21 protein-coding genes are annotated in these 23,690 nt (G+C 61.2%); 10 read left to right on the top strand and 11 right to left on the bottom strand.

Annotated elements, in window-relative coordinates:
* Nucleotides 1-153: 153 nt before the first annotated feature.
* From AC0L14_RS33365 to AC0L14_RS33355, 3 genes are all read right to left on the bottom strand, one after another.
* Entirely contained in the window at nucleotides 154-1,494 is a 1,341-nt protein-coding gene (locus tag AC0L14_RS33365; protein WP_473528291.1) for an adenylate/guanylate cyclase domain-containing protein, read from the bottom strand.
* Between the two features lie 207 nt (nucleotides 1,495-1,701).
* A complete protein-coding gene (locus tag AC0L14_RS33360; protein ID WP_473752071.1) occupies nucleotides 1,702-3,045 on the bottom strand; it encodes a nucleotide sugar dehydrogenase in 1,344 nt (447 codons plus the stop codon).
* Between the two features lie 111 nt (nucleotides 3,046-3,156).
* The gene (locus AC0L14_RS33355; RefSeq protein ID WP_473528289.1) at nucleotides 3,157-4,335 is read right to left on the bottom strand and encodes a DUF3095 domain-containing protein; all 1,179 of its coding nucleotides are present in this window, start codon (nucleotides 4,333-4,335) and stop codon (nucleotides 3,157-3,159) included.
* Nucleotides 4,336-4,409: 74 nt separating this feature from the next.
* Between AC0L14_RS33355 and AC0L14_RS33350 the strand changes: the two genes are divergently transcribed.
* Together AC0L14_RS33350 and AC0L14_RS33345 are read left to right on the top strand one after the other, a co-directional pair.
* Nucleotides 4,410-5,498 (top strand): glycosyltransferase family 4 protein, encoded by a 1,089-nt coding sequence (locus tag AC0L14_RS33350; protein ID WP_473528288.1) that lies wholly within the window; start codon nucleotides 4,410-4,412, stop codon nucleotides 5,496-5,498.
* The gene (locus tag AC0L14_RS33345; RefSeq protein ID WP_473528287.1) at nucleotides 5,495-6,259 is read left to right on the top strand and encodes a polysaccharide deacetylase family protein; all 765 of its coding nucleotides are present in this window, start codon (nucleotides 5,495-5,497) and stop codon (nucleotides 6,257-6,259) included. The genes AC0L14_RS33350 and AC0L14_RS33345 overlap by 4 nt, the downstream gene beginning before the upstream one ends.
* Before the next feature lies 1 nt (nucleotide 6,260).
* Here AC0L14_RS33345 and AC0L14_RS33340 read toward each other — a convergent pair whose 3' ends face one another.
* The 3 genes from AC0L14_RS33340 to AC0L14_RS33330 all read right to left on the bottom strand — a co-directional run bounded on the left by AC0L14_RS33340 (nucleotide 6,261) and on the right by AC0L14_RS33330 (nucleotide 10,709).
* Nucleotides 6,261-7,115, bottom strand: coding sequence for an MBL fold metallo-hydrolase (locus AC0L14_RS33340; RefSeq protein WP_473528286.1), 855 nt, complete (start codon nucleotides 7,113-7,115; stop codon nucleotides 6,261-6,263).
* Between the two features lie 122 nt (nucleotides 7,116-7,237).
* On the bottom strand, nucleotides 7,238-7,687 hold the full coding sequence (locus AC0L14_RS33335) for a cyclic nucleotide-binding domain-containing protein (RefSeq protein WP_123148675.1): 450 nt from the start codon (nucleotides 7,685-7,687) through the stop codon (nucleotides 7,238-7,240).
* Between the two features lie 307 nt (nucleotides 7,688-7,994).
* Nucleotides 7,995-10,709: an ABC transporter transmembrane domain-containing protein gene (locus AC0L14_RS33330; protein ID WP_473528285.1), complete on the bottom strand. Its 2,715-nt coding sequence runs from the start codon at nucleotides 10,707-10,709 to the stop codon at nucleotides 7,995-7,997.
* A 21-nt stretch (nucleotides 10,710-10,730) separates the two neighbouring features.
* Between AC0L14_RS33330 and AC0L14_RS33325 the strand changes: the two genes are divergently transcribed.
* Both AC0L14_RS33325 and AC0L14_RS33320 read left to right on the top strand, forming a co-directional pair.
* Nucleotides 10,731-11,168, top strand: coding sequence for a hypothetical protein (locus tag AC0L14_RS33325; RefSeq protein WP_473485771.1), 438 nt, complete (start codon nucleotides 10,731-10,733; stop codon nucleotides 11,166-11,168).
* A complete protein-coding gene (locus AC0L14_RS33320) occupies nucleotides 11,168-11,839 on the top strand; it encodes a methyltransferase domain-containing protein (RefSeq protein ID WP_473752072.1) in 672 nt (223 codons plus the stop codon). The genes AC0L14_RS33325 and AC0L14_RS33320 overlap by 1 nt, the downstream gene beginning before the upstream one ends.
* An 80-nt stretch (nucleotides 11,840-11,919) precedes the next feature.
* Here the strand turns inward: AC0L14_RS33320 and AC0L14_RS33315 are convergent, their stop codons facing one another.
* The 3 genes from AC0L14_RS33315 to AC0L14_RS33305 are packed head-to-tail and all read right to left on the bottom strand — an operon-like array spanning nucleotide 11,920 to nucleotide 15,552.
* Nucleotides 11,920-13,095 (bottom strand): glycosyltransferase family protein, encoded by a 1,176-nt coding sequence (locus AC0L14_RS33315; protein WP_473752070.1) that lies wholly within the window; start codon nucleotides 13,093-13,095, stop codon nucleotides 11,920-11,922.
* Nucleotides 13,092-14,336, bottom strand: a complete 1,245-nt coding sequence (locus AC0L14_RS33310; RefSeq protein WP_473752069.1) for a glycosyltransferase — start codon at nucleotides 14,334-14,336, stop codon at nucleotides 13,092-13,094. Before AC0L14_RS33310 ends, AC0L14_RS33315 begins: the two co-directional genes overlap by 4 nt.
* A gap of 1 nt (nucleotide 14,337) precedes the next feature.
* Complete coding sequence (locus AC0L14_RS33305) at nucleotides 14,338-15,552, bottom strand: glycosyltransferase family protein (protein WP_473752068.1); 1,215 nt, start codon at nucleotides 15,550-15,552, stop codon at nucleotides 14,338-14,340.
* A 477-nt stretch (nucleotides 15,553-16,029) separates the two neighbouring features.
* On the opposite strand from AC0L14_RS33305, the gene AC0L14_RS33300 reads away from it, so the two are divergent.
* The 3 genes from AC0L14_RS33300 to AC0L14_RS33290 all read left to right on the top strand — a co-directional run bounded on the left by AC0L14_RS33300 (nucleotide 16,030) and on the right by AC0L14_RS33290 (nucleotide 18,054).
* Nucleotides 16,030-16,995, top strand: coding sequence for an ABC transporter substrate-binding protein (locus AC0L14_RS33300; RefSeq protein ID WP_473752066.1), 966 nt, complete (start codon nucleotides 16,030-16,032; stop codon nucleotides 16,993-16,995).
* Nucleotides 16,992-17,684, top strand: a complete 693-nt coding sequence (locus tag AC0L14_RS33295; protein ID WP_473752065.1) for a L,D-transpeptidase — start codon at nucleotides 16,992-16,994, stop codon at nucleotides 17,682-17,684. The genes AC0L14_RS33300 and AC0L14_RS33295 overlap by 4 nt, the downstream gene beginning before the upstream one ends.
* A 151-nt stretch (nucleotides 17,685-17,835) precedes the next feature.
* Nucleotides 17,836-18,054, top strand: coding sequence for a hypothetical protein (locus AC0L14_RS33290; protein WP_473528279.1), 219 nt, complete (start codon nucleotides 17,836-17,838; stop codon nucleotides 18,052-18,054).
* Here AC0L14_RS33290 and AC0L14_RS33285 read toward each other — a convergent pair.
* The gene (locus tag AC0L14_RS33285; protein WP_473752073.1) at nucleotides 18,042-18,377 is read right to left on the bottom strand and encodes a hypothetical protein; all 336 of its coding nucleotides are present in this window, start codon (nucleotides 18,375-18,377) and stop codon (nucleotides 18,042-18,044) included. The two genes, AC0L14_RS33290 and AC0L14_RS33285, sit on opposite strands and share 13 nt — an antisense overlap.
* Between AC0L14_RS33285 and AC0L14_RS33280 the strand changes: the two genes are divergently transcribed.
* Complete coding sequence (locus tag AC0L14_RS33280; protein WP_473639805.1) at nucleotides 18,298-18,537, top strand: hypothetical protein; 240 nt, start codon at nucleotides 18,298-18,300, stop codon at nucleotides 18,535-18,537. The genes AC0L14_RS33285 and AC0L14_RS33280 overlap by 80 nt on opposite strands.
* Nucleotides 18,538-18,643: 106 nt before the next feature.
* Here the strand turns inward: AC0L14_RS33280 and AC0L14_RS33275 are convergent, their stop codons facing one another.
* Nucleotides 18,644-20,698, bottom strand: a complete 2,055-nt coding sequence (locus tag AC0L14_RS33275; RefSeq protein WP_473752064.1) for a BTAD domain-containing putative transcriptional regulator — start codon at nucleotides 20,696-20,698, stop codon at nucleotides 18,644-18,646.
* A gap of 224 nt (nucleotides 20,699-20,922) precedes the next feature.
* Here AC0L14_RS33275 and AC0L14_RS33270 point away from each other — a divergent pair, with 224 nt between their 5' ends.
* Nucleotides 20,923-22,011 (top strand): PLP-dependent cysteine synthase family protein, encoded by a 1,089-nt coding sequence (locus AC0L14_RS33270; protein WP_473752063.1) that lies wholly within the window; start codon nucleotides 20,923-20,925, stop codon nucleotides 22,009-22,011.
* Nucleotides 22,012-22,033: 22 nt separating this feature from the next.
* Nucleotides 22,034-23,530 carry a pyridoxal phosphate-dependent decarboxylase family protein gene (locus AC0L14_RS33265; RefSeq protein ID WP_473752062.1) on the top strand — a complete coding sequence of 499 codons (1,497 nt, stop codon included), beginning with the start codon at nucleotides 22,034-22,036 and terminating at the stop codon, nucleotides 23,528-23,530.
* Nucleotides 23,531-23,690: the final 160 nt, after the last annotated feature.

Here is a 23,690-nt window from a genome sequence, read left to right as displayed (position 1 = left end):
GGAAGCCTCTTTGAATCACGCTAACCTGCGGCGGGCCACAAATTACACGCCGTCGTTAACCTGAACTCGTTGCCCTGTCGAATCGGTCGCCAGTTCCCTGGCGGAACCGGCGACCCGACTGCATACCAAGGCGTTCGGATCAGATCGTGGCGGTTACTGGAGCTTTCTCGGGTCGCCCGCCGACAGCCGCGCGGCATCGCGATGAAGCAGCATGACCTGTTCGGCGTCCGATATTCGGTCGTAAATCGGCTCCAGCGCACCGTCCTCATCGAGTGCGAGAGCACCCGACAGATCGGGTGAAAGCACCGTCAGCTTCTGCTTGATGCCCGCCAGTTCCTCGTTGCCGAGCGTCAGCCAGCTGTTGGCGCCGCAATAGCCTGCGAAGTCCTTACTGGCGAGAACGCTGTGCGGATATTTCTTGGTCAGGGTCTGGAGGCGCTGGACCTCGTTTACAGCCGAGCCGAAGACAGAGAATGTTAGCCGGTCGGTAAGTCCGACATTGCCGAACATCACATTGCCGACATGCAGGCCGATGCCAAATTTTATGTCGCCCAATCCCTGCTCCTTTCTGCGCAGATTGAGATCCATCATGCGCGCGGTGGCCTTGTGCGTTGCCGCAAGAGCAGCCTGGCAGGCGGTCTCGGACTGCGCACGGTGCCTTTCGCAAGGGTAGACGGCAATGAAGCCATCCCCTATGAAACTCATGATCTGCCCGCCTCTGCGATTGAAAGGTGCAGCAATGGCATCGAAAAACTGGTTCAGCGTGTCGATGTAGATTTCGCGGCCGGAAGTTTCGGCAAGCCTTGTCGACCCGCGCATATCGGCCATGACCAGTGCAGCCCGGATTGTGTCGCCCTCGCCGCGCTTGATCTGGCCGTCCAGCACGCGCCTGCCGGCGTCGCCGCCGAGATAAGTGATCATCATGTTGTCGGCGAGCTTGGTGAGCACCGCCATCTTGGTTGCAATAGCGAGATGGTTCTGGATGCGCAGCAGCGCCGAAATCATGCTGTCGCTGAAGCCTGAAGCACTGTCGGTGGACCAGGACCCGATCATGCCCTGACTGGTATTGCCGCTGAAGGGATGGACGAAAGCCATGTAATCGGTCACGCCCATAAGCCTGAGTTCATCGAAAACAGGAAATTCCGACGGCACCGACGGGTCGAGCCGGCGCCGCAGATGGTCGAGCTTGTTGCTGAGCAGATGGTAGTATGGGCTGGTCAGGAATCTGTCAGAATGAACGCCGTCCTTTTTGCGGAAGCCTTCCACTTCCATGCCCTGGCCGCGAAGCCAGGTGAAGCCAAGCGCGTCATAAAGCGGATGAAGCATCGAAAAGCTCAAATGCACCCGCTTCAGCGGCAGGCCGGCAGCAGCCAGCCGTTCACAAAAGCCCTTTACCAATGTTTCAAGGTCGTTGCCCGCCAGCGCCGATTGGGTCAGCCAATCGGCAACCTTATCCATGAGAATGGTGGAAATTTCTGCTTGCGCTGTGCTCATGCTATCTTGAGACCCGTCAAAGACGAGCCATTCTCCTTTGATCCGCCACGACACGGTCCGCTAACGACCCAAAGATAAGACCCTCGAAGTCAATAAAGCCGGCTTCGGCGGTAAAAGCCGGCGAAGGGGCATTATGTGGCGAGGCTGCCGGCGGAGTGCAATCATGATCCTGCCATCGGGCAAAGAATTCGCCGGCTCAGACGCCATTTAGGCTTTCACCACCGTCTCTCGGGCTAGCCCGAGGTGGCCAAAAACATTGCGTGTGTCGACGATCAGAAGAGCGTGATCAGCGATCGCCTGATAGTCGATCGCGTCGTGGTCGGTTGCAACGACGACAGCATCGAAATCCTTCAAGACCGCCTCGGTCAATTCGACCGAGCGCCGCCCCTTGCTCGCCATATGCTCCCGTGTGGTCGGTATCTCGGTAACATGCGGATCGTGGAATTCCGCCTTGCCGCCCCATTCCTCGATGAGTTCAATGAGCCGCAATGAGGGACTTTCGCGGATGTCGGGCACATTCTTCTTATAGGCGAGCCCGATGATGAGAATGCGCGAGCGGCTGAGCGCCTTGCCGCAGCGCCGGTCCAGCGCCTTCGCCAGTTCATCGACCACATGACGCGGCATGGCCGTGTTGATCTCTGCCGCCAGCTCGATGAAGCGGGTCGGCAGTTCGTATTCGCGCGCCTTCCACGTCAGGTAGAAGGGATCGATCGGAACGCAGTGCCCGCCAAGTCCGGGGCCAGGATAGAAAGGCATGTAGCCGAAGGGCTTGCTCTTTGCCGCCTCGATCACCTCCCAGATGTCGATGCCCATCGCACCGAGCACGACCTTCAACTCGTTGACCAGGGCTATGTTGACCGAGCGGAAGATGTTTTCCGTCAGCTTGACCGCCTCGGCGGTCGCCGTGGTGGAAACCGGAACGACGGTCTTGACCACGCCCTGGTAGAAAGCCTGCACGAGTATCGCCGCTTCAATGCCGTCGCCTGCCACGACCTTGGGGATCGTCGCGACTTCAAAGCTGCGGTTGCCGGGATCCTCGCGTTCGGGCGAGAAGCCGAGGAAGAAGTCTATCTTCGACTGCAAGCCGGTTTCTTCCAGTATGGGCTTGATCACGTCGTCGGTGGTGCCGGGATAAGTGGTCGATTCCAGCACGATCAGCTGGCCGAGACGCAGATGCTTCGCAATGGTGCCTGCCGTGTTCCTGACAAAGGAGAGGTCCGGCTCACGGTTTTTCGTCAGCGGTGTCGGAACGCAGATGATGATGACATGGCAGACGGCCAGTTCGGCAAAATCCGCAGTGGCGCGGAACCGTCCGCCCGCCACCTGGCCGGCAAGGGCTGTCGACGTCACCGCCTCAATATAGGATTGGCCGTTGTTCAGGCTCTCGACCTTCTGGGCTTCGATGTCGAAGCCGGAAACCGGGAAGCCGGCGCGTGCGATCGCAACCGCCAGCGGCAACCCGACATAGCCCAGTCCGATCACGCCGACTTGCGCGGCGCGCGTCGAAATCCGGTTCAGAAGACGGTCATATGTCGATCGTGAGGCGTCCAAAAATCTGCTTTCCGTCAATTCGGACAGACCGTCCGCTCCCATGGCGAAGCTCACCTGGTTCCCCAAGAACCCCGAGGCATATTGCGGAAAATCGTTTTCCGCAAGCCGTCGTCAGACCGGCACCTTCGCCTTCAGACTTGCGGCGGCCATCGCATAGCCGCCGGCGGCGCCATCGATGAAATGAACGTGATCGCGCTGCAGCGGCGAGGCGACGAGGCATGTCATCAAGGCCGATTTCTGGCGGTGCAGGCCATAGTTGCAGATGCCCGCCTCTTCCGCCTGTTTCAGCCGGTTCTCGATCCGTTGCAACACATCCGCGTCAACGTCGATAGTCATCTTCAAGCCGTCGTCGAACTTCCGGAAATCCGAATTGCTGGCCACGTCGCGTTTGTAGATCTTCGGATCGAAACTGCCGATCGTCCAGCCATATCTGTCGGCGACAGCCGTAAGCGTCAGCAGGAACAATATCCACAGCTTCGACAGCCACCGCCATCCTGCCGGTGCCATGGCCCGCGCCTCGATATCGAGGCCGGCGGGCGAAAAACTGTAGGCCGGCCCGTTCACCGGCAACGGGTGGCCATCGCGTTCCTGCCCGCCGGCAAGGGCGATGATGTCGGAAGCCAGAACCTGAAAACCGCGCAAGTCGCGCGACGCCCCCGGTATGGCTATGATCGAGACGATTTCGCCATGCCGGGCTTCGATCGGGTTCCAGCGGCAGGAGAGGCCGGTCAGATCCGGCCGCGCGCCGGCCGGCGCAGGATCGATGCGGTAGCGCCCCGCTTTCATCTCAGCTTCCGCCCAACTGCCGCCACCGCCGGCGAACATGGCATAGAAGACCGCTTCGGAGGCCCGGAACCTCGCCACGCGAACGTCGAGGCCTTGCGCTCTTATATCCTTTATCGGCACGATTGCGGCACGCAAGGTCAGGTCCAGTTCGTCCGCCACCCATCTCTGGACAGCCGCCAGCGCGTTGCGGGTGATCTCCAGCGCCGAGCCGGGAAACGCCACGAGCGCGCCGTCGCCGCCGAAGACAAAGGGAAGATCTTGCCGACCCAGCGCATTGAGCAGCGCCGAAATGACGCTGGCGCCAGCCATATTGACGGTTTTATAGCGCCCAGCCTCGATCGCCTTGGTCGAGCCGACGATGTCGGCGGTGGCCAGCGCCCAGCCATCCGGGAGAGGCCGATAGTTATCGATATCGGCAACGCTTTCGAATTTTGCGAAAACCGGCAAAGAAGCGACAAACGGGTCGGACGCGGCAGCTGTTTCCATAAGCATCGGATAGCACATTCCACTGCTTGAAGGTGAAGTCGATCATGCTTTGAAATTGACTTGCGCAGACTTTCCGATGATAGGGTCCGGCGATGCGAATTGCCTTCTACGCGCCGCTGAAGTCGCCCAATCATCCCGTTGCCTCCGGCGACCGCCAGATGGCACGGATGCTGGTCAAGGCGCTGGAGCATGGAGGGCATGGCGTCGAACTAGCATCCGAATTGCGCTTCTATTTACGCGAACCGGAGTCGAAAAGTTTCGATGCGCTCAAGATCGAGGCCCGAGAGGAAGCCGCGCGGCTGGCAAAGCTTTGGGATTGTGACGGCAAGCCCGATCTCTGGTTCTCCTATCATCCCTATTACAAGGCGCCCGACCTGATCGGACCCGAGCTGGCGTCGGCCTTTGCTATTCCCTATGTGACAGCGGAAGCCTCCTATTCGAGGCGGCGCAACGTCGGTTTGTGGGCCGATACGCAAGCGTTGGTGGCGCGAGCCGTCGAACAGGCAGCGCTGAACATCTGCTTCACGCAAAGGGATCGTCAGGGACTGACGGATGCGATTCCCGACGCCGCTCTCGGTATGCTTTCGCCCTTCATCGACACATCGGTATTCCGGGAAATGCCGGCACGGGGTTGTCCGACGCGCCTCGTTACCGTCGCCATGATGCGCCCGGGCGACAAAGTCGAAAGCTATCGCATGCTGGCGCAGGCGCTCGGTCCGATCGGCCACCTGCCCTGGACCATGTCGGTCGTCGGGGATGGGCCTGCCCGTGACGAGGTCAAAGCGCAATTCGCCGGCTTGCCCGCCGACCGTATCGAATGGCTTGGCGCGATTGAGCCAGCCGCCGTGCCGGATGTCCTCTACAGTGGGGGAATTTACGTCTGGCCGGGTTACGGCGAGGCCTATGGCATTGCCTATCTTGAAGCACAGGCCGCCGGCCTTCCGGTGGTGGCACAGGACATCGCCGGCGTGCCGGAGGTCGTGCGGGATGGCCAGACCGGGTTTCTCACCCCGCCGGGCGATGTGGCGGCGTTCGCTTCTGCCATTGAAAGGCTTCTCGCCCGTAACGACGAAAGAACCATCATGGCCGCGGAAGCCAGACGTTTCATCCTCGAAGAACGTTCCCTCGGTGCTGCAGTGGCGCGTCTGGCCGAACTTCTAGCGAAGATCCCTGTTTCATGACATCCGATCAGATCTGGCGGCCCTTGGTGGAAGAACTGGCGTGCCGGCAACGGCCGGACCGTAAGGCAGAGTTTTGGCTGCGCGACGACGACGCCGTGGATCCGACGCCTGCGCTTGATCGGCTGCTCGACGTCACCGGTGAATTCGCGGTTCCGGTCACTCTGGCCGTCATTCCGGCCCTGACTGATGAGAAGCTTGTCGCCCGGCTTGACGACGCGCCGCATGCCACGGTCGCCATCCATGGCTGGGCGCACCGAAATCATGCGCCCGAGCACCAGAAAAAGCAGGAGCTCGGCGCGCATCGGCCACGCGAGGCGGTGCTCGATGATCTGGCCCGCGGGCTGACGCACGTAACCGACCTGCACGGCGCACGTGCCGTTCCGATGCTGGTGCCGCCCTGGAACAGGATCGACGCCGGCTTGGTATCCGACCTTGGATCGATAGGATTTTCGGCATTGTCGGTCTATGGGCCGCCGAGGCCGGCTTCACTTGCGGTCATCAACAGCAATGTCGACATCATGGATTGGCATGGCACGCGCGGCTGCCGCGATCATGGCCTATTGGTTCAGGCTATCATCGCGCAATTGCAGCATGCAATCGACGGCGGCGAACCGGTCGGCCTGCTCACCCACCATCTCGTACATGATGAATCGGCCTGGCTCTTCCTCGAACGGCTGTTCACAGTCACCGCACAGACTGAAGCCTGCGCATGGCTTCCGATCAGGACATTGATCGGGCGCAGCGCCGGTAGAGGAAAATAGCTCAGCGCTTTTTGCGCAATGAGACTGGAAATTTGAGCGTCTGGCCATCCCGCGCGGCAAAAGCGCCGGTAAACTTGTCTTTGGCCAGTTTCTCGATCTCGTCCAGTTCCGCGTCGGTCCGTGTCGGATCGTGGTGAAACAGCGCAAGCCCCCGCGCACCGGCCGCCTCACAGAGCTTGACGCCCTGTTGCCATGTCGAGTGCCCGTAACCGCGGCGGCGTTCCATTTCCTCCTCGGTATAGGTGCAATCGTAAATGACGAGGTCGGCATCTTCGATCAGGCCGAGCACCGCCTGATCGAGTTTGTCCGGTTCGTGCTCAGTGTCTGTGATCACCGCCACGACGCGGCCGCCCCACTCCACTCGGTAGCCTATGCAGCCGCCCGGATGGATAAGACTGCCGGTTCGGACCACCACCCCTTCGCGCGGCCGAAGCACGTCTCCGGATACGAAATCGCGATAGTCGAGGCTTGCCTTGCAGATCTCCAGTTTCACCGGAAACCACGGCGGCCGCATGAACTCATCGACCATCTGCCGGGTCGTCATGTGTCCTGCAAGATGCCCGGACCAAAGCGTAACCTTGACGCTCCGGTCATAGATCGGCGCAAAAGACGGCAGCCCGATGATGTGATCGTAATGGCAATGGGTGAAAAGCAGGTCGAAATCGGTCACGGCCAACGCCTGAAGCGCCCCGCCGGCAGGCCGTAGGCCAGAGCCTGCGTCGAACAGAAGCGTATGCTTACCGCATCGCATCTCAATGCAGATTGTGTTGCCGCCATAGCGAGAGAATTCTGGCCCTGATACCGAAATGCTGCCGCGCACACCCCAAAACCTGACCAGGAAAACGTCGTCGTCCATGCTACCCCTTCGCCCATCCTAGCCAAACAACCGCTGCTAGGCGAGACAGGCTTTCTCCGGGTGACCTTCTCAGCAAGAGGACAGTCCCATCACGACAGCGAGGATCGAGCGCACGTCATACGTTATTTGGCGCTTCGTGCGTCGATCAGATCCGCGGTCGTATGGCTTAGGCGATCGGCAAGAACCCGCAATATCTCGATGGTCATTTCCGGGAACTCCCTCATAAGCCTCAGGAAATGATCCTTGCGGATTCTCAAGGCTTCCAGCGGACTTGCCGCTCTTACGGTGGCAGTGCGGGAGCTGTTGCACAATATGGCGATCTCGCCAACAATCGAATTTGGCTCCAGTTCGGCAACTTTTATCGGTCCGCTGTCGGAATCGACCAGAATATCCGCCCTGCCTGAAAGGATGACATAGGCGGCGTCTCCCTCGTCGCCCTGCCGGAAAAGGATCTGACCGGCGCTGTAGCTCACACGATCGGATGTGAACGCAAGCAGCTTGAGCTTTGTCGGCTCGATGGCAGAGAACAAGGGAACGCGTTGCAGCATTGCAACTTCATCCTTGAGCAGCATTGTCGCAAACCTTCCCAAAATTCGCGTTTGCCAGACTAGAGCAACGGACGCCCAGATGGAATGAATTCTGTTTCCGGGATGGCGAGACAAACCACGCGAAAGGTGGCGAGCCCGATGTCGTGCGATCGGGCGATGCCGCCTGACTAATGGGCGTCCGCCAACCGGAAACCCGAAGAGCCGGGTGAATTTGCGGCAAACCCCTTCGGGTTTTCGGCGCGGATGTGGTCCCGCTACGCCCTTCGCCGAATCCCTTGACCTTGCAGTAAATTCCCACCGGCAGAATGATCCCATCTGAAAGTCCGTTGCTCTATGACAACAGTTCCTTGAAGATACCGTTCCCTGCCAAAAGTGTCTCGGGTGTTCCGTCTTCCACCAATTTACCCGAGTCGAAGACGATAACGCGATCGAACATCATCCCAATCGCCGGATTCGTCACGACCCACACAATTGCCGGCGAATGGTCGTCGCGCCTGGCTTCCTCGAGCACGTTTCGCAGCACCTTATCCTGCATGCGCTGGTCGAGCGCCGACAGCGGCCGGTTGAGAATGAGAAAATCAGGACGCTTGAGCAGGGCCCGGGCAACATCGAGCTTCTGTCGCTGTCCACCGGTCAGCCGCCTGCCGCCGGAGCCGACGTTGAAGTCCAGGCCGACATCCAGAAGTTCGGCATAAAGCCCCAGTTCGTCAAGAATGTCATAGACGATGGAGCGTATGCGGTCCGGCGCGTCGGGATGGTTGTTGCCCACACGCCCGAACAGGACATTATCCATGACGGTGGCCGCGGCAATGTATTTGGCAGGATCATACCGTTCGATCGCATTTTGCAGCTGGGGCGGCAGGTTTTCATAGAAGCGGTTGCGTGCAGCGACGATCTTGCTCATCAGCTCGTCGCTCAGCAGGCCGAAGCGGTGCCGGGGCTCGATATAGGCAAAGCTCAAGGTGACGATCATGGCGCGGTCGTTCTCCGAAACCGCCTCGTGGGGACGGTTCTTGAGCCGTTGCAGCAAGGTTTCGTAGGTGGGTATCTCCTCGGCGCTCATGAAAGCGAGCTGCTGGAAGAACTGGTGATCGGGCGGCAGGTCGGCAAACAGCTCGATCGCCTGTTCGGCGATCTCCATGCCCATTTCGTAGAGCGTGCGGTCGAGGCCGGCCTGCCTCAGCACAGAAGCAAAATAGGGATTGGCCGCTAGAGCCCTGTCGGCCAGTTCGGGGCCGGCGGCAGCGCCGAAGAGCAGGTTTTGGCCGATCGTTGCTTCCTTGTTGTAGGCGCCCGGTTCGAAAGGAACCACCAGTTCGCTCAGCCCTTCGTGTTCCAGCCGGGTTCGCAGCGCCGCACGCAGTTCGACGATCCGCCTGGCAAGCTCCGTGTGACGCGTGAGGTCGGCCGAAGAGCGCAAGCCAAGATCCAGAATGTCGCGCGATAAAACAACCGCGTCGAGCACCCGGCGTACGGCTTCAAAGAGGTCGTGCGGGCCGGTAGCGCCGGCGGAAGCATAGTTGATCCAGTCGCTGTGGATATCAAAATCCGGATTGCCCGACCGGCGCGCCTCGTGGATGTTCCAGCGGTGCTGGTCTGCCGCAGCACCGTCATAAGGCACCGATGTCAGCGGCGCATGCTTCAACCCGTAGAGCAGGTTATCGCGGAGGCTTGCCTGGAACAGGAAAACATCCGACGAGGCATAGGACATGCGCCGGCCGGTCACTGCTTCGGGGAGTTCAAGCAGGTCGTCGGCGCCCGAAGCGATCCTTCCGCTGTCCGGCCAGTTCAGCCGCGCGAAGGCTTCTGCAAGCGCCTCGGCTCCACCTGTTGCGGTACTGACCAGCGCCACCGTCTCACCCGGCTTGATCTGGAGGGAGATACGGTCGAGGAGCATTGCACCGCCATCGTCTGCTATGGACAGACTGATCGCCGACAGGGGGTTGGTCATCGGATCGGGATCGTCGATCGTCAATGCCCCGATTCTCGGCGCAATGAGACCCTCGGCGGTGAACTGTTCAACGACCTGCTGATATTTGACCTGGATATCCTGCCGCGCCTGATCCCAGTCGATCAGTTCTTTCATCGGTCCGGGCAGGTCCTTGTAGGCGCCGATCACGGCCACGAGCTGACCGACGTCCAGCCGCCCCTGGATGACTAGATACCCGCCGATCATGTAGAACAGAAAGGGCGTGACCTGCGCGAGAAAATTGTTGAGGAACTTCACCATGAATTTCCATTGGTAAAGATCGAAGCGGATCTTAAAGATGAGCCCGAGCCGGGCAGCTATGTCGGCGCGCTCGTAGTTTGATGTGTCGTGGACGTGAACCGCGCCGATGCCGTCGACGATTTCGCCAACCCGGCCCGAAAGCGCGCGCGCCGTCAACTGCCGTTCGCGCCCGAGCACGATCAGCCGCCGCCGCATTCGCGGGATGAGCGCGATCTGGATCACCACGATCACGGCCGCTATCATTCCGAGCCAGAAGTTCTGGACCACGATGAACAGCATGGCCGTCAGCGCCTGGCCGCCGAGCAGCACAGGCTGCACGAAGGCATCGCCGATGAAGCCGCCCAGCGGCTCCACCTCGTCCTTCACCATGGTCGCCACTTCGGCGGATTTCACCCGCTTGAAGTAAAACGGCGGAAACCGCAGCACACGATCGATCAGATCGAAGCGGATACGCCGCAGCATGCGCTCGCCGAGGCGGCCCTTGTAGGTGTTGATGTAGAGTTTGAACAGGCCGTTGATGACGACTAGTAAGAGGAACACAAGGCTCAGGGCAAACAGCGTCGCCTTGCGGTCGAGCTCAAAACCGGAGAAGAACTGGACCTCTCCGATGAACGGCAGGTTATAGTGCAGCCTCATGAATGGCTGGGTCGCGCCCGGTTGCTCGAAGCCGCTACCTTGGATCGGGCCGTTGACGATCAGCTTCGGCAGGTCGAAGGACATGAAATACGGGATCATCGAAAGCACGACGATCATCAATATCCAGAGCTGCTGCTTCTTGGTGTGCGTCCAGATATAGCGGGCTATGCTGGGTTCCATATGGACCCCTCAGTTGGAGGGATGCAGGATGTAAAAGCACCTGCTGGCCAATGGCGTATCGGCAATTTCTTCGTCGCCAACGACAAGCTCGAAGCTGCAGCGCACGGAGATTGTCCTGCGCTCAACGATGGAAGGAACCTGCGAGGCGGCGCGATCCAGTTCCGGCGCATGGTCGATGATAACGTCATAGGCATTGTTGATCAGCGAAGAAAGCAGCTGGCCAAACGGTTCGCGGCTTCCGCAGTGTTTTGGCGAATAGAAGAGCAGCACGAGGCCGCCGCTGCGCCGCTGGTGCTGGCGGATGGACGCCGATGGTCCGGACAGATGCAACAGGCTCTCTCCGGCACCGGGCAATGGCGAAGCCGCTTGCAGCATAATCACGTCCGCGAATTAAACAGCCTTGCGGGAGGCAAGATTGCGTTGTGTCGCCCGAAATCCCAACATACAAGACCAATATGATGGATGTCACGCAACCACGCAATGCCGGCCTGGAATGGCACGAGCAAGCCTTGGACCTCACGCGGGGAATTGCTGCCTATGTCAACTGCCCGGTGGTGGCAGGGCTGGCCCGCGTCATCACCAAGCATCCGAAGGCCGATATCGCCAACGCCTTCAACCACAAGCAGGTCGCCTGCAAGATGTGGGCGCTCGACAGGCTGTTCGAAAGCTGCGGTGGCCGGTTCGGGCGCATATGGGTTCTGGGTGGATGGTACGGCGTATTGCCGGCGATGCTTTTCGACGACGCCCGCTTCGACATCGCGGCGGTCGATAGCATCGACATCGATCCCGAAGTCGCGCCGGTCGCCCGAACCCTCAACCGGGAAGCCGGCGACCGGTTCCGGGCGCTGACGGCAGATATGTACGCACTCGACTATGCGGCCGGGCGGCCCGACCTGGTGGTCAATACGAGCTGCGAACACATAGCCGATCTGCGCGCCTGGCTTGCTCTGCTTCCGCGGGGCACGACTGTACTGCTGCAATCGAACGATTATTTCAGCGAGCCGACGCACATCAACTGCGTGCCTTCACTTGCAGCCTTCGAAGCAATGGCGGCGCTACGGGAGGTGCGGTTCTCCGGCGAACTGCCAACAAAAAATTATACGCGCTTCATGCTGATTGGAACTGTTTAATGCGTTTCGCCCAAAAGCGCGTAGCGCGTCGCACGAATCTCGCCAGACGCGACGCGCGTTAGGATCTATCGTCTGTTTGATCATGAACTTTTCCGAAACCGGGCCCCACTTTTTAGGGACCATGTTCGATACCGCTCGCGCAGGATTTGCGCCGAGCGACGCGCGCCTTCCAGATCGAGACGATGCGCGGCTGGCGTCGGTCCCACAAGCGCCTGTTCGATCGCTTGCGCCAAACCTTCAGGCGTTAGGTCGTTTTCCATCAGCACCGTTGCAAGATCGAGTTCTTCGAGCATCAGGGTGCGAACCGTCTGTTCGGTTTCCCCGCCGCCTGCAAATGGAACGAGCAGAGAGCGACAACCCGCGCGCAGGACATCGCAGACCGTGTTGTAACCCGCCTGCGAGACTGACAGGCGGGCGCCGGTCAGCAGGCTGGCGAAATCCTCGCGGAACCGGAAGATGGACAGGACCGGCGAGGCATCGCGTGCGATCGCGTCAAACTCGTCTTTCGGCAGGTTTGGGCCGGTGATCAAACACCATTTCCAAGCGTTGTTGGCATTCCGCGCCGCTGCGATGGTGGAGCTGACAAGGCTCTTTCCGGCAGCCCCGCCGCCAACCGACACCAGAACGTCGAAGCGCTCGGAGGCCGCGGGCGGCGGCGGCGCGGCAACGAGCCCTGTGTAGGTGACCTCGGCCCTGATCGCCCCAGCCAGTGGAAATGTCTTGTCGATGGTTGCGAAAGCCGGATCGCCGTGGACCATAACAAGGTCGAAATGGCTGTTGATCAGATCGACCGTTTCCTCGTTCCGGCCCGGCTTGACGCGCTCCTGAAGGATATCACGGACGGACGTCGCCAGCAGCGGTCTGGGCGACATCGCGTCGATGGCCTCGATCAGCGGAAGGAGTTCGAAACGCATCTGCCGGCGTCCAAATGGAAACGCCTCGACAATGACGATATCAGGCCTGCAATCCCGGAATGCCTGGAGCAGCATCTCTGAACGGCATTTTTTGAAATCATCGTCGATGGGTTTGCCCTGCAGGTCGACAAGTCCGGAAAATCCTTCATCACCGGAGGTGACAGGTGGCAGGGTTACAGATTTTACACCCAGTCCCGGAAACCCCGCGATCGGCGCTCCACCGGTCACGACGGTTACGTCAAACCCGTCATCGACCAGAGCCGCCGCAATGCGGCTGGCGCGCGCGAGATGGCCGATACCGAGCAGGTGCTGGACATAGAAGAAAGCGCGCAGCCGCTTCATTCGGCGGCCCGCCACTCCCGCTCGAACAGTTCCGTGAGCTGTCCAATGCTTGCCATATGATCGAAATTGCCGCGCACGCGCCGCTCTGCGGCGTCGCCGAGGCGGGCGCGCAACACGGGATCACGGATCAGGCGCTCCAGCGCCTGTGCCAGGGCAATTGGGTTTTCCGTCGGAACCAGCAGCCCGGTTTCATCCGGCGATAAAAGCTCCGGTACGCCGGAAATATCGGTCGATACGCAGGCAAGCCGCTGGCTAGCCGCCTCCACCAGAACATTCGGCAGACCGTCCCGGTCGCCATTTGCTGCGATCCTGCAGGCCAGGGCGAAGATATCGGCACAGCGGTAGTGCTCAAGCACCTCCTCCTGCGCAAGCGCGCCTTTCCAAGAGACGCGACCATCCAGGCCGAGCTTTTGCGCCAGCGCCTTGAACCGTTCCAGTTCCTCGCCGCCGCCGATATGCTCGAAACGCCACGCCAAATCACCAGGCAAGAGGGCAAGGGCCTCCAGCAAGGTATCGTAACCTTTCTTTTCAACGGCGCGCCCGACACTCAGAACGATAACCGGTTCGGCCGGCGCCGAGCCGTCATGCTGTTTTCGCGCCTCGCCGAAACCGCCGAAGCGATCAAGGTCTAGCCCATGATAGCTCAGATGCACAGACGAGTTGCCGTTAGCGAGTTTTTTCAGACGGTCGAAGCCGGCTTTCGTGCAAGTGACCGTCCAGCGCGCCGAGGAAAGCTTGCCAGCCAGATCCCAGTCCGCCGAAGTCCAGATGTCCTTGGCATGGGCCGAGCAGCTCCAGGGCAGGCCACGAAGCTGGCTGGCATAGCGCGTCACCGATGCCGGTGTGTGCGCGAAATGTGCATGCAGCCAGCTCGCGCCTTCCGGCCATTCGGCCGCCAGCACGAGCGCTTGCCCGAAGCGGCGCGCGCGATTGCGCGTAAAGTCGCGGCGGATATCGGTAGCCAGCGATCCGAGCGCGCGCCAGAAGCCCGGCCGCAGCAGATAAGCAAACAGCGAGCGAACCACGCGCAGCGGCTCTTCATGCAGATATTCCGGCAGATAATGGACGGGCGCTTTGATCTCGTCATGCACAGGGTGGCGTTTTGCGTCGGTCGGCCGCCTGAGCGCGACGAGTATCAGGTCGAACCCCGCACGCTCCAGACCGAGCAGTTCCTGCGCGATGAAGGTTTCCGACAGCCGCGGATAGCCCTTCAGAACCACGACGATCTTGCGATGTTGCAACTCAGTTCATGCCTTCAATGACCGAAAGGTGATGGCCGCCCCGCCGGTCGAGCAGTTCCGCGACGATTTCGGAAATGTGAGGCAGCCCTTCCAGCGTCAGATGCGGATGGCTCTGCGATGGGCCGGGCCGGTCCGGCAGCACCTCCAGTGCATTGGCAAACCGCTGGGAATCCTCGGCTTCTTCCGGCAAAAGCATCTCGATGAGGCCGAGTTCGGCTGCGCGCCGTGCTCGGATCAGTTGTTCCTCGCGGGGCTTGACGCGCGGCACGATCAGCGCCGGCTTGTCGAAAGACAGTATCTCGCAATAGGTGTTGTAACCGCCCATCGCCACGACTGCCTTGGCGCCGGCAATCAGCTCTTCCATGCGGTTGTCGAACTCGATGATCTTGATATAGGGGATCTTGGACCCCTTCTTGAGCAGCTTGTTGCGCTTGCGCGCCGGCATGTAAGGCCCAAGCACGATCAACGCCCTATGCTGCAATTGCGGATCCTGCTGATAGGCATCGATCACGCTGTGGATCAGATCGGCGCCGTCACCGCCGCCACCGGTGGTAACGAGGATATAGTCGCCCTCGGGCCGGTGGCCGGGCAACTCGTTCTTCTGCAGGCTCCGTTGCAGGAAACCGACGAACTTCATCTTTGCTCTGATAGCCGGCGGCACATCCAAGCCGGTCAACGGATCGTAGAAATCCGGCGGACCATAGGCCCAGATCTTGTCGTAGAACAGGCCTATCTTGCGCATCACATCCCTGCGTGCCCACTCTGCTTCGAGCAGATGCGGCGCGTCCATCACCTCGCGCAGGCCAAGCACGAGCGTGGTGCCCCGCGTCTTGAGGTAGGACAGCGTGTCCTCGATCTCACCGCGCAGGCCGAGCGGTTCCTTGTCGACGATGAAGATATCCGGCCGGAAGGTCTCGGCTGTGTGGCGGATGATCGACTGGCGCATCCTTAGCGTCTCATGCAGATCGATATCCTTTTCCAGCGAGGTGTATTCGCCGTTGCGCAACTTGATGACGCTGGGGATCTTCACGAAGTCGACACGGGCGCGGTAGTCGAAGGCGCCAGCGATAGTCGCACCCGAAATGATAAGCACCTGAAGTCCGCGGAAATCCTCAACCAGCGAATGCGCGATCGTCCGGCAGCGCTGCAAGTGGCCGAGCCCGAACGTGTCGTGGCTGTACATGAGAATTCGAGCATTTTGTGCGTGCTGGGTCATTGTTGAAAGTCTTTTAGAATTCTCGGCTTGAGGACCGTCGGTGACCGGCACGAAACCATTCTGGCGAATCTACCGACCTGTTTTGAAACATGAGGGCGCAATTTTCAATTTGTATTACCTAAGAGGGTCCATATGCTGAAACCAGGAAGCTGCGTCTACTTAGCGGCCTGCTTGCCACGTGGTCCAGAAGAACCTGCATCATTTCACTGGTATTGGCCATCTCGGATTCTCGGCGGCCTTGACCGCCACCGCGGACATCCTAAACATTGGCGGCCGCGTTTTGAGCATCTTCCCATACGGAATGTCATCGCGTAGCGTGCAGGGGCGGCATGTGACGGCGCTCTCTTTGGCGAATGCACTGCCGCACCTTCAGCAGTTGCCGTCGGCAGATGGGGGCTGGTGTCACATCCCGGTGCTTGCCGTGACAGATTGTTCCCGTCCCGGTTAGTTTCAGCACCGAAGCGAGGGGGAAGAAAAATGCACAACCGATTTCGGCAGTGCCTGCGCAGAATGTCGCTGGCCGCATTGACGATGCTGGCGGCCCCGGTCCACGCGGCTGATCTCGTCATTGCGATGCCGAACTGGCCGTCGGGCCAGGCGACGGCAAACATTCTCAAGGTCAGCCTGAAGGAACATTTCGGGCTCGATGCCGATGTGCGCGAGATGGGGACGCTTATCGCCTTTGCCGGCCTCGATTCGGGCGAGGTGGATATTCATCCCGAAATCTGGCTGCCCAATCTCGACAATCTGGTGAAGAAGTATGTCGACGGTGCCGGCACAGTAGCCATCAGTCCCATCGGTGTGCCGGCATGGCAAGGCATATGCGCTACCCGCGAAACTGCCGACAGGTTTGGGATTCGTGACATTTCGGACCTCACCGACCGTAGCAAAACCGCCGCGTTGGACACTGATCGGGACGGAAGTGGAGAACTCTGGATTGGCGCTGAGGGTTGGTCCTCCACAGCGATCGAGCGTGTACGCGCCAACAGCTATGGCTATGCCAAGACAATGACATTGCTGGAGACGCCGGAGGATGTCGGAATGGCGGCTGTCGATGCCGCGGTTGCCACGGCTCATCCGATGGTGTTTGCCTGCTATGCGCCGCATCACGTGTTTAAACTGCACGACATTGTCCGGCTAACCGAGCCGCCTTTTGACCCGGCAAAGTGGAAGATCGTGCTGCCTTCCGAGGATCCGCTCTGGGTCTCGAAGTCCAGCGCGCCGGTGTCATGGGATACCGCACATTTCCACATCGCTTTCGCCACCTCATTGCGCAAAAAATATCCGAAGGTGGTCGAGTTCCTGGAACGGGTCGACCTCAAGCCCGACGACGTCACGAAGATGAGTTATGCGCTCCAGGTGGAGCGTCAGGATCCTTACGAATACGCCAAACAATGGGTTGCCGCGCAGGGCGCTCGGGTGCACGGGTGGGCAAATCCATGAACGGAAAGCTGATGATCGCGGGACGCGCCGCTCTCCAGCGGAAATCCCTTACGGCAATTGTCGCGGTGGCGTTCGGTCTTGTCGCGGTGGCGGCGCTGGCTGCGGGAACACAGGTTTTCGATCCGAAAACCCGCAAATGGGTGGACTACGATCGTACCAAGGCGCGCAAATACTATGCCGCGCATAATGAAGTGCCAGAGGCGTTTCGCCCGCAGATGGTCAAGTTCCGCACCGCGGAAGTGCCCGGTACGATCATCATCGATGGCAACCAGCATTTCCTCTATCTTGTGCAGCCGGGTCAGCGCGCCATGCGCTACGGTATCGGGGTGGGCCGGGAAGGGTTTGGATGGGCCGGAATCGTGCGCGTCGGCCGCATGGCGGAATGGCCGACCTGGACACCGCCGGCCGAAATGATCGCTCGTGATCCGAATGCGGTCAAACATGCGGCAGGCATGCCGGGAGGGCCTGACAATCCGCTCGGCGCCAGGGCGCTCTATCTGTATGAGCGCGACCAGGACACGATCTACCGGATACACGGCACGCCGGAGCCGTGGACGATCGGGCTCGACGTGTCATCAGGGTGCATCCGGATGAGGAACGACGACATCACCGATCTCGCATCCCGCGTCAAGGTTGGGGCCAAGGTCATCGTTCTCATGCAGGGGGCGGCACTTTACAAGGGTGTGTGAAGGCGGGGTGTGTGAAGCGGCATTCGGAGAGGGACAAGCAATGTCGGCAAAACGTGCAGTGAGAACGTCGATCCGGGTAACAGCAATTGGATTCTTGGTGGGGGGCCTGAGCGCTTGCGTCAGCGCGCCGCCGCCGCCTCCTCAGGACCAAATGTCCAGGACCCAGGTCGAGACGGCCCCGGCGGACCTTCAGCTGCTTTGTGCCGACGCGGTCGCCAAGTCGAGCGGCGCCGACAGCACAAAGATACTTCCGGTTTCATCGAGCAAGATCGATTCCAAAACCTATCAGGTCGAACTCGATGCCAGCGGCAAAAAGACAAGCTGCCTTGTCGATACGGACGGCAATGTCAAATCCGTTCAGCCCACCTGATCCGCTCTGGCCGAGGAATTTTGCGACGATCTGACGATTGCCGCGAACCTGGCGTCGGTTTCGGGCGTGACGATGTCGGTGGCGACCAGCTGTGGTGAAGGTTCAGAAACCCCGAGAAAAGCCCGGCCGACCGCAGCTTGCCTCAAACCAGCGCCATCATCGTCATTGGCACATTCGGGCATTGGCTGTACCATTCCTAGGCCGGTCATCGATGCGGCGTGTTCCGGCAAGGGAGAAACGTCCATGTTACGATCAATTTCGCTTGCGGTTTTCCTGGCGGTCGTTCCTGCGACAGCCTTTGCAAATTCATGCCCGACCATCATGGCCGCGATCGACGCGGCGTTGCCGACCGCGACGCTGCCCGAGGCCGATATGACCAAAGTCAAAGAACTGCGCGCCCAAGGCGAGACATTGCACGCGGCCGGCGATCATGCAGGGTCAGAGGCTGCGCTCAACCAAGCCAAGACGATGCTCGGCATATAGCTGCAAAGAACGCGGCTTTCCTGGCCGATTGCGGGGCTTTTGTTCGGTTGTCGGTCGGTGAGGATCACGGCCTTGACCGCTTGAAGCAGGCCCGAGCTGGGTTGGATCAGCCCAGTCCGATGCGCCGGGCGCCTTGCCGGAACAGGGCCTCGGCGTCCGGCTCGAAGCGGAAGGTGCCGATGAAATCATCGGCACAGTAGTTCGGCAGCGTCTTGCGCAGCGCGGAGGAAAAATTTCGCGCTTCGTCAAGCCGCCCCGCCAGCGCAAGGCAGTGGGCTGCGATCGCCAGGATGATGGCATGGGCGTTGGGACGGGCGGCTGCCTTCAGCGCCCATTCGGCGGCCTCGTCGAACTGGCCGAGGCGGACATGCGCCATCGCCCTGGCGCCGAGCATGCCGAACAGCAGCGGATCGAACGGGCTGAGATGGCGCGAGTGATCGGATGAACCGATTGCGGCGTTCGGATCACCCGACTGGGAATGCACGAAAGAGAGCGCGTAGTGGCCGAGTGCGAAATTCGGGCTGAGGTCGACGGCCCGTTCCAGCTCGATGAGGGAGCCATCTTGCTCGCCGCGCAGCCACAGCGCCCGGCCCATGGCCCAGTGGGCGGCCGGATTGTGATCGTCGACCAAAAGACTTTGGCCGGCGGCCTCGAAGGCTAGCGCACTTTCCTGGTCGCGGTCCCCCCAGCGCTGAAAGGCGTTCTGCCAATGGGTGAAGGATAGGCCGGCATAGGCGCGGGCGAAGGTCGGATCGAGCTTCAAGGCTATCCCGAAGAAGTACCTGGCCTGCTCGTTTTCCGTGCGGGTGAAGCGATACATGTGCCAGAGACCGCGATGGTAAGCCTCCCAGGCATTCAGCGAGTTGGGCGCTTTAAGCATGGCGCGGTTGCGCTCAACCATCTCGATCTCGGCTGAGATCGACGAGACGATGCTGTTGCCGATATCGTCAAGGACGGCAAAGATATCGTCGGGCTTGCGTTCGAACGTCTCGGCCCAGACGATCCTGGCCGTGCGGACCTCTACAAGTTCCACGCTGACCACGACGCGGCCTGCCTGGCTGCGCACAGTCCCGGTGGCGACATAGTCGACGTTGAGCCGCCGGCCGGCATCTTCCGGCGCGATGTTTTTCTCCGCCAGCGCAAAGACCGAGCCGCGCGCGATGACGAAGAAATCCCTGAGCTTGGCTAGGCGGGTGATGATGTCGTGGGTGAGGCCGTCGGCCAACCCGCCGCGAGGGCCGCAGCGAACGCCACCGATTCCGGCTTCCTCGACAAACGGCATTACCGCAAGCGAGGTCTTGCACGATGCAGCAGCACCGGAATCGGGAAGCATAATTTCCGCTGACGGGGCCGCGGGCACGAGTGCCGGTCGCGCCCAGAGCGTCGCGGTCGGACGTTCGCTGCGAATCGTCCGCCATGCCTCACGAACGGGCCCGAAATCCAGATCCTCCGAAGCAAACAGGTTCGCCGCAGAAGCGAGATGTTCCTCACACGCGGCGATCTGGCCGCGCTGCGCCAGCCTTGTCAGAAGAGCCAGATGCGCACGCTCGTCGAAGGGAGCGAGTTCCAGCCATTTCTCCAGATGCGCTAACGTTTCGTCGGCATCCGCCGGGAGCTTGCCGACGAGATGTTCCAGAATGGCGGCATGCCACGAGCTGAAGCGGCGGCGTTGCGCGATCAGCCAGCTGTTGAAATGCGGGCTGCGGTCGATCTCCAGCCCGTCGAGGAAATCGCCGACGAACAGTCCAGACAGGGCCTGCAGCCGCTCAAGATCGAGCGTCTCGATGCCTCTAGCGGCGGCCGAGGCGATGTCGATCGCGTCGACGGAAACGCCTTTCAGATCAAGCTCGATCGTGTCGCCAGGCGTTTCGATCCTGCGGCGATCCGGTTCGTCGAGGATGCCTCTGAGCTTGCTGAGGCACCAGCGAAGCTCGCCGCGCGGATCGTTCGGCACATCCCACAAGAGCTCGCACAGACGGCTGCGGCCGACGGCATGCGGCGCAAGCGCCAGATAGGCGAAGAGCGCGCGCAGCTTGCGCGATGCCGGCAGTTGCACCGTGGCGCCGTCGCGGATGACCGTCAGCGGTCCGAGCAGCCGCACGGACAGCCCGGTCTTTGCGCCGTCCAGGCTCGATCGAGCGGATTCCACGTGCGTTTCCACGCTTGCTCCCACGCTGGCCAGTTGTCCTCTGTTCTACCATCGAAAGCGATAGAGTGCATCCGGCAACGAATTTCCGCGCCGGCTGCTGGCATCGCCCTTTTCCGGGCTGCCGGCAAGCAACCGTACTGCGGCAAGGTCTCGAAACCTCGCCGCCCAAGCCGCCGGTTTGTAACCGGCTCGTGTCAACAACAACTCGTGATAACAACAAAAAGAGGAGAGCAGACATGTTGCAGCAACGGAAAATCAGAACCACGGCCGGGCGCGGCCGCCTGTTCGACAGCATTATTGACACGGTCGGCGATACGCCGGTGATCAGGGTCAACAATCTCGGCCCCGATCATGTGACGATCTATGTGAAGGCCGAGTTCTTCAATCCGGCGGCGTCGGTGAAAGACCGGCTGGCGCTCAACATCATCGAGGAGGGCGAGCGCAGCGGCGCCTTGAAGCCGGGCCAGACCGTCGTCGAGGCGACCAGCGGCAACACCGGCATCGGGCTGGCCATGGTCTGCGCGCAGAAGGGTTATCCGCTGGTGGTGACGATGGCCGACAGTTTCTCCATCGAGCGCCGCAAGCTGATGCGCATGCTGGGCGCCAAGGTGGTGCTGACGCCGCGCGCCCAGAAGGGTTTTGGCATGTACAACAAGGCGGTCGAACTCGCCGAGGCCAATGGCTGGTTCCTGGCCCGCCAGTTCGAGACCAAGGCCAATGCCGCCATTCACGAGGCGACGACGGCGCGCGAGATCATCAACGACTTCGCCGGATCGCGGCTCGACTGCTTCGTCACCGGCTATGGAACCGGCGGCACCGTCGTCGGTGTCGGGCGCGTGCTGCGCCGCGAGCGTCCGGAGATCCGGATCGTGCTGGCCGAGCCGGCCAATGCCCAGCTCATCGGCAGCGGCAAGGCACAGGAGCGCGGCGCCGACGGCGCGCCGGCCGCCAGCCATCCGGCGTTCGAGCCGCATCCGATCCAGGGCTGGACCCCGGATTTCATCCCCAACGTCTTGCAGGAGGCGGTCGACGCCAGTCTCTATGACGACGTCGTGCCTGTTCCCGGACCCGAGGGCATCAAATGGGCCAAGGCGCTGGCGCAAAAGGAAGGGATTTTCACCGGCATCTCCGGCGGGGCCACTTTTGCGGTGGCACGCCAGATCGCGGAAAAAGCTGCACCCGGCTCGGTGATCCTGTGCATGCTTCCCGACACCGGCGAACGCTACATGACGACGCCGCTGTTCGACGGCATCGAAGCCGAGATGGACGCGGAGGAGATCGCGCTGTCGCGCTCGACGCCGGGCTGCCAGTTCCCGGCTGAATAATTGCGCATCGGGAGCGACGCGGATGGACGCAGTGCTGAAAGCCGCCGGTACGGCCGGCATGGTTGCTGAAGAAACGCTCGATCCGGTCGACTGGGCCGAGGTTCAAGCGCTGTCGCACCGGATCGTCGACGATGCCGTCGACTATCTGCGCGATGTCCGCGAGCGGCCGGTGTGGCAGGATATGCCGGCGGAGGTGAAAGCCTTCTTCGCCGTGCCCCTGCCGCAATCGCCTCAACCGCTTGCCCAAGTCTATGGCGAGGTCGTCGAGAACGTGATGGCCTACCCGATGGGCAACATCCATCCGCGCTTCTGGTCCTGGTACATGGGGTCGAGCAATTTCACCGGGGCGCTCGGCGATTTCCTGGCGGCGATCCAGGGCTCCAACCTCGGCGGCGGCAACCATGCCGCCGCGCTGATGGACAGCCAGGTCGTCGACTGGTGCAAGCAGATGATGGGCTTTCCGCAATCGGCCAGCGGGACGCTGGTCAGCGGCGGCTCGATGGCCAACATCATCGGGCTGACCGTGGCACGCAACGCTAGGGCAGGCATCGACGTGCGCGAGCATGGCGTTGCCGCCATCGAGAAGCCGCTGCGTTTCTATGGCTCGGATCAGCTTCACTCCTGCCATCGCAAGGCGATGGAGGCGCTTGGCCTCGGCAATCGGGCGCTGCGCCGCATCCCGACCGACGCCGGATTGCGGGTCGACATCGGCGCCTTGCGGGCGGCGATCGCCGAGGACCGCAAGGCGGGTTTTCGGCCGGCCTGCGTGATCGGCACGGCCGGCACGGTGAACACCGGAGCGATCGACGATCTGCAGGCGCTTGCAAGGCTGGCGGTGCAAGAGGACCTCTGGTTCCATGTCGACGGCTGCATCGGCGCGCTGATCGCCATTGCACCGGAAAATTCCCACCGTGTGGCCGGCATCGAGCACGCCGACTCCATCGCGCTCGATCCGCACAAATGGCTGCACGCTCCGTTCGAGGTCGGCTGCGCCCTGATCCGAGACGCCTCGGCCCATCGCAATACGTTCGCGGTGACGCCGGAATATCTGGAATCGACGCCGCGCGGCCTCGCCTCCGGACAGTGGCTGCATGATTTTGGCCTGCAGACGTCACGCGGTTTCAGGGCGCTGAAAGTGTGGATGGCGCTGAAGGAGCACGGCATCGAGAAGTTCGGCCGCCTGATCGACCAGAACATCGCACAGGGCCACACGCTCGGCACGCTGATCGAGGCCGAGCCGCTGCTGGAACTGGTCGCGCCGCCGAGCATCAACGTCGTCTGTTTTCGCTACCGCGGCGACGGGCTGACGGGAGAGCGGCAGAAGGCACTCAACACCGAGATCATGCTGAGGCTGCAGGAAGAAGGCATCGCCGCCCTTTCGGATACGACGGTGCACGGCCAGCATTGCCTCAGGGTGGCGATCAACAACCACCGCACCCGGCGCGAGGATCTGGACCTGCTGGTGCGGGAAACGGTGCGCCTCGGACGGGAGATTTCAAAATCGGGCGCCGCTCGCTGATCCGTGTGGCGCGATGATCGCCAATGCTCCGAGATTGGGGGGAAAGCGGCTTCATTCCAGCTTGGGTTCCTCGCCCCCACGAGAGTGGGGGAGAGAAGCTATGGGGCGGCGGCGAGGGTTGTGGCACCATCGTTGCTGTGAACTCAACGAATGGAGCGCC

Source organism: Mesorhizobium sp. WSM4841, from assembly GCF_055811515.1.
Note: the sequence above shows the minus strand (reverse complement) of the source record. Positions and strands in the feature narration are given on the sequence as shown.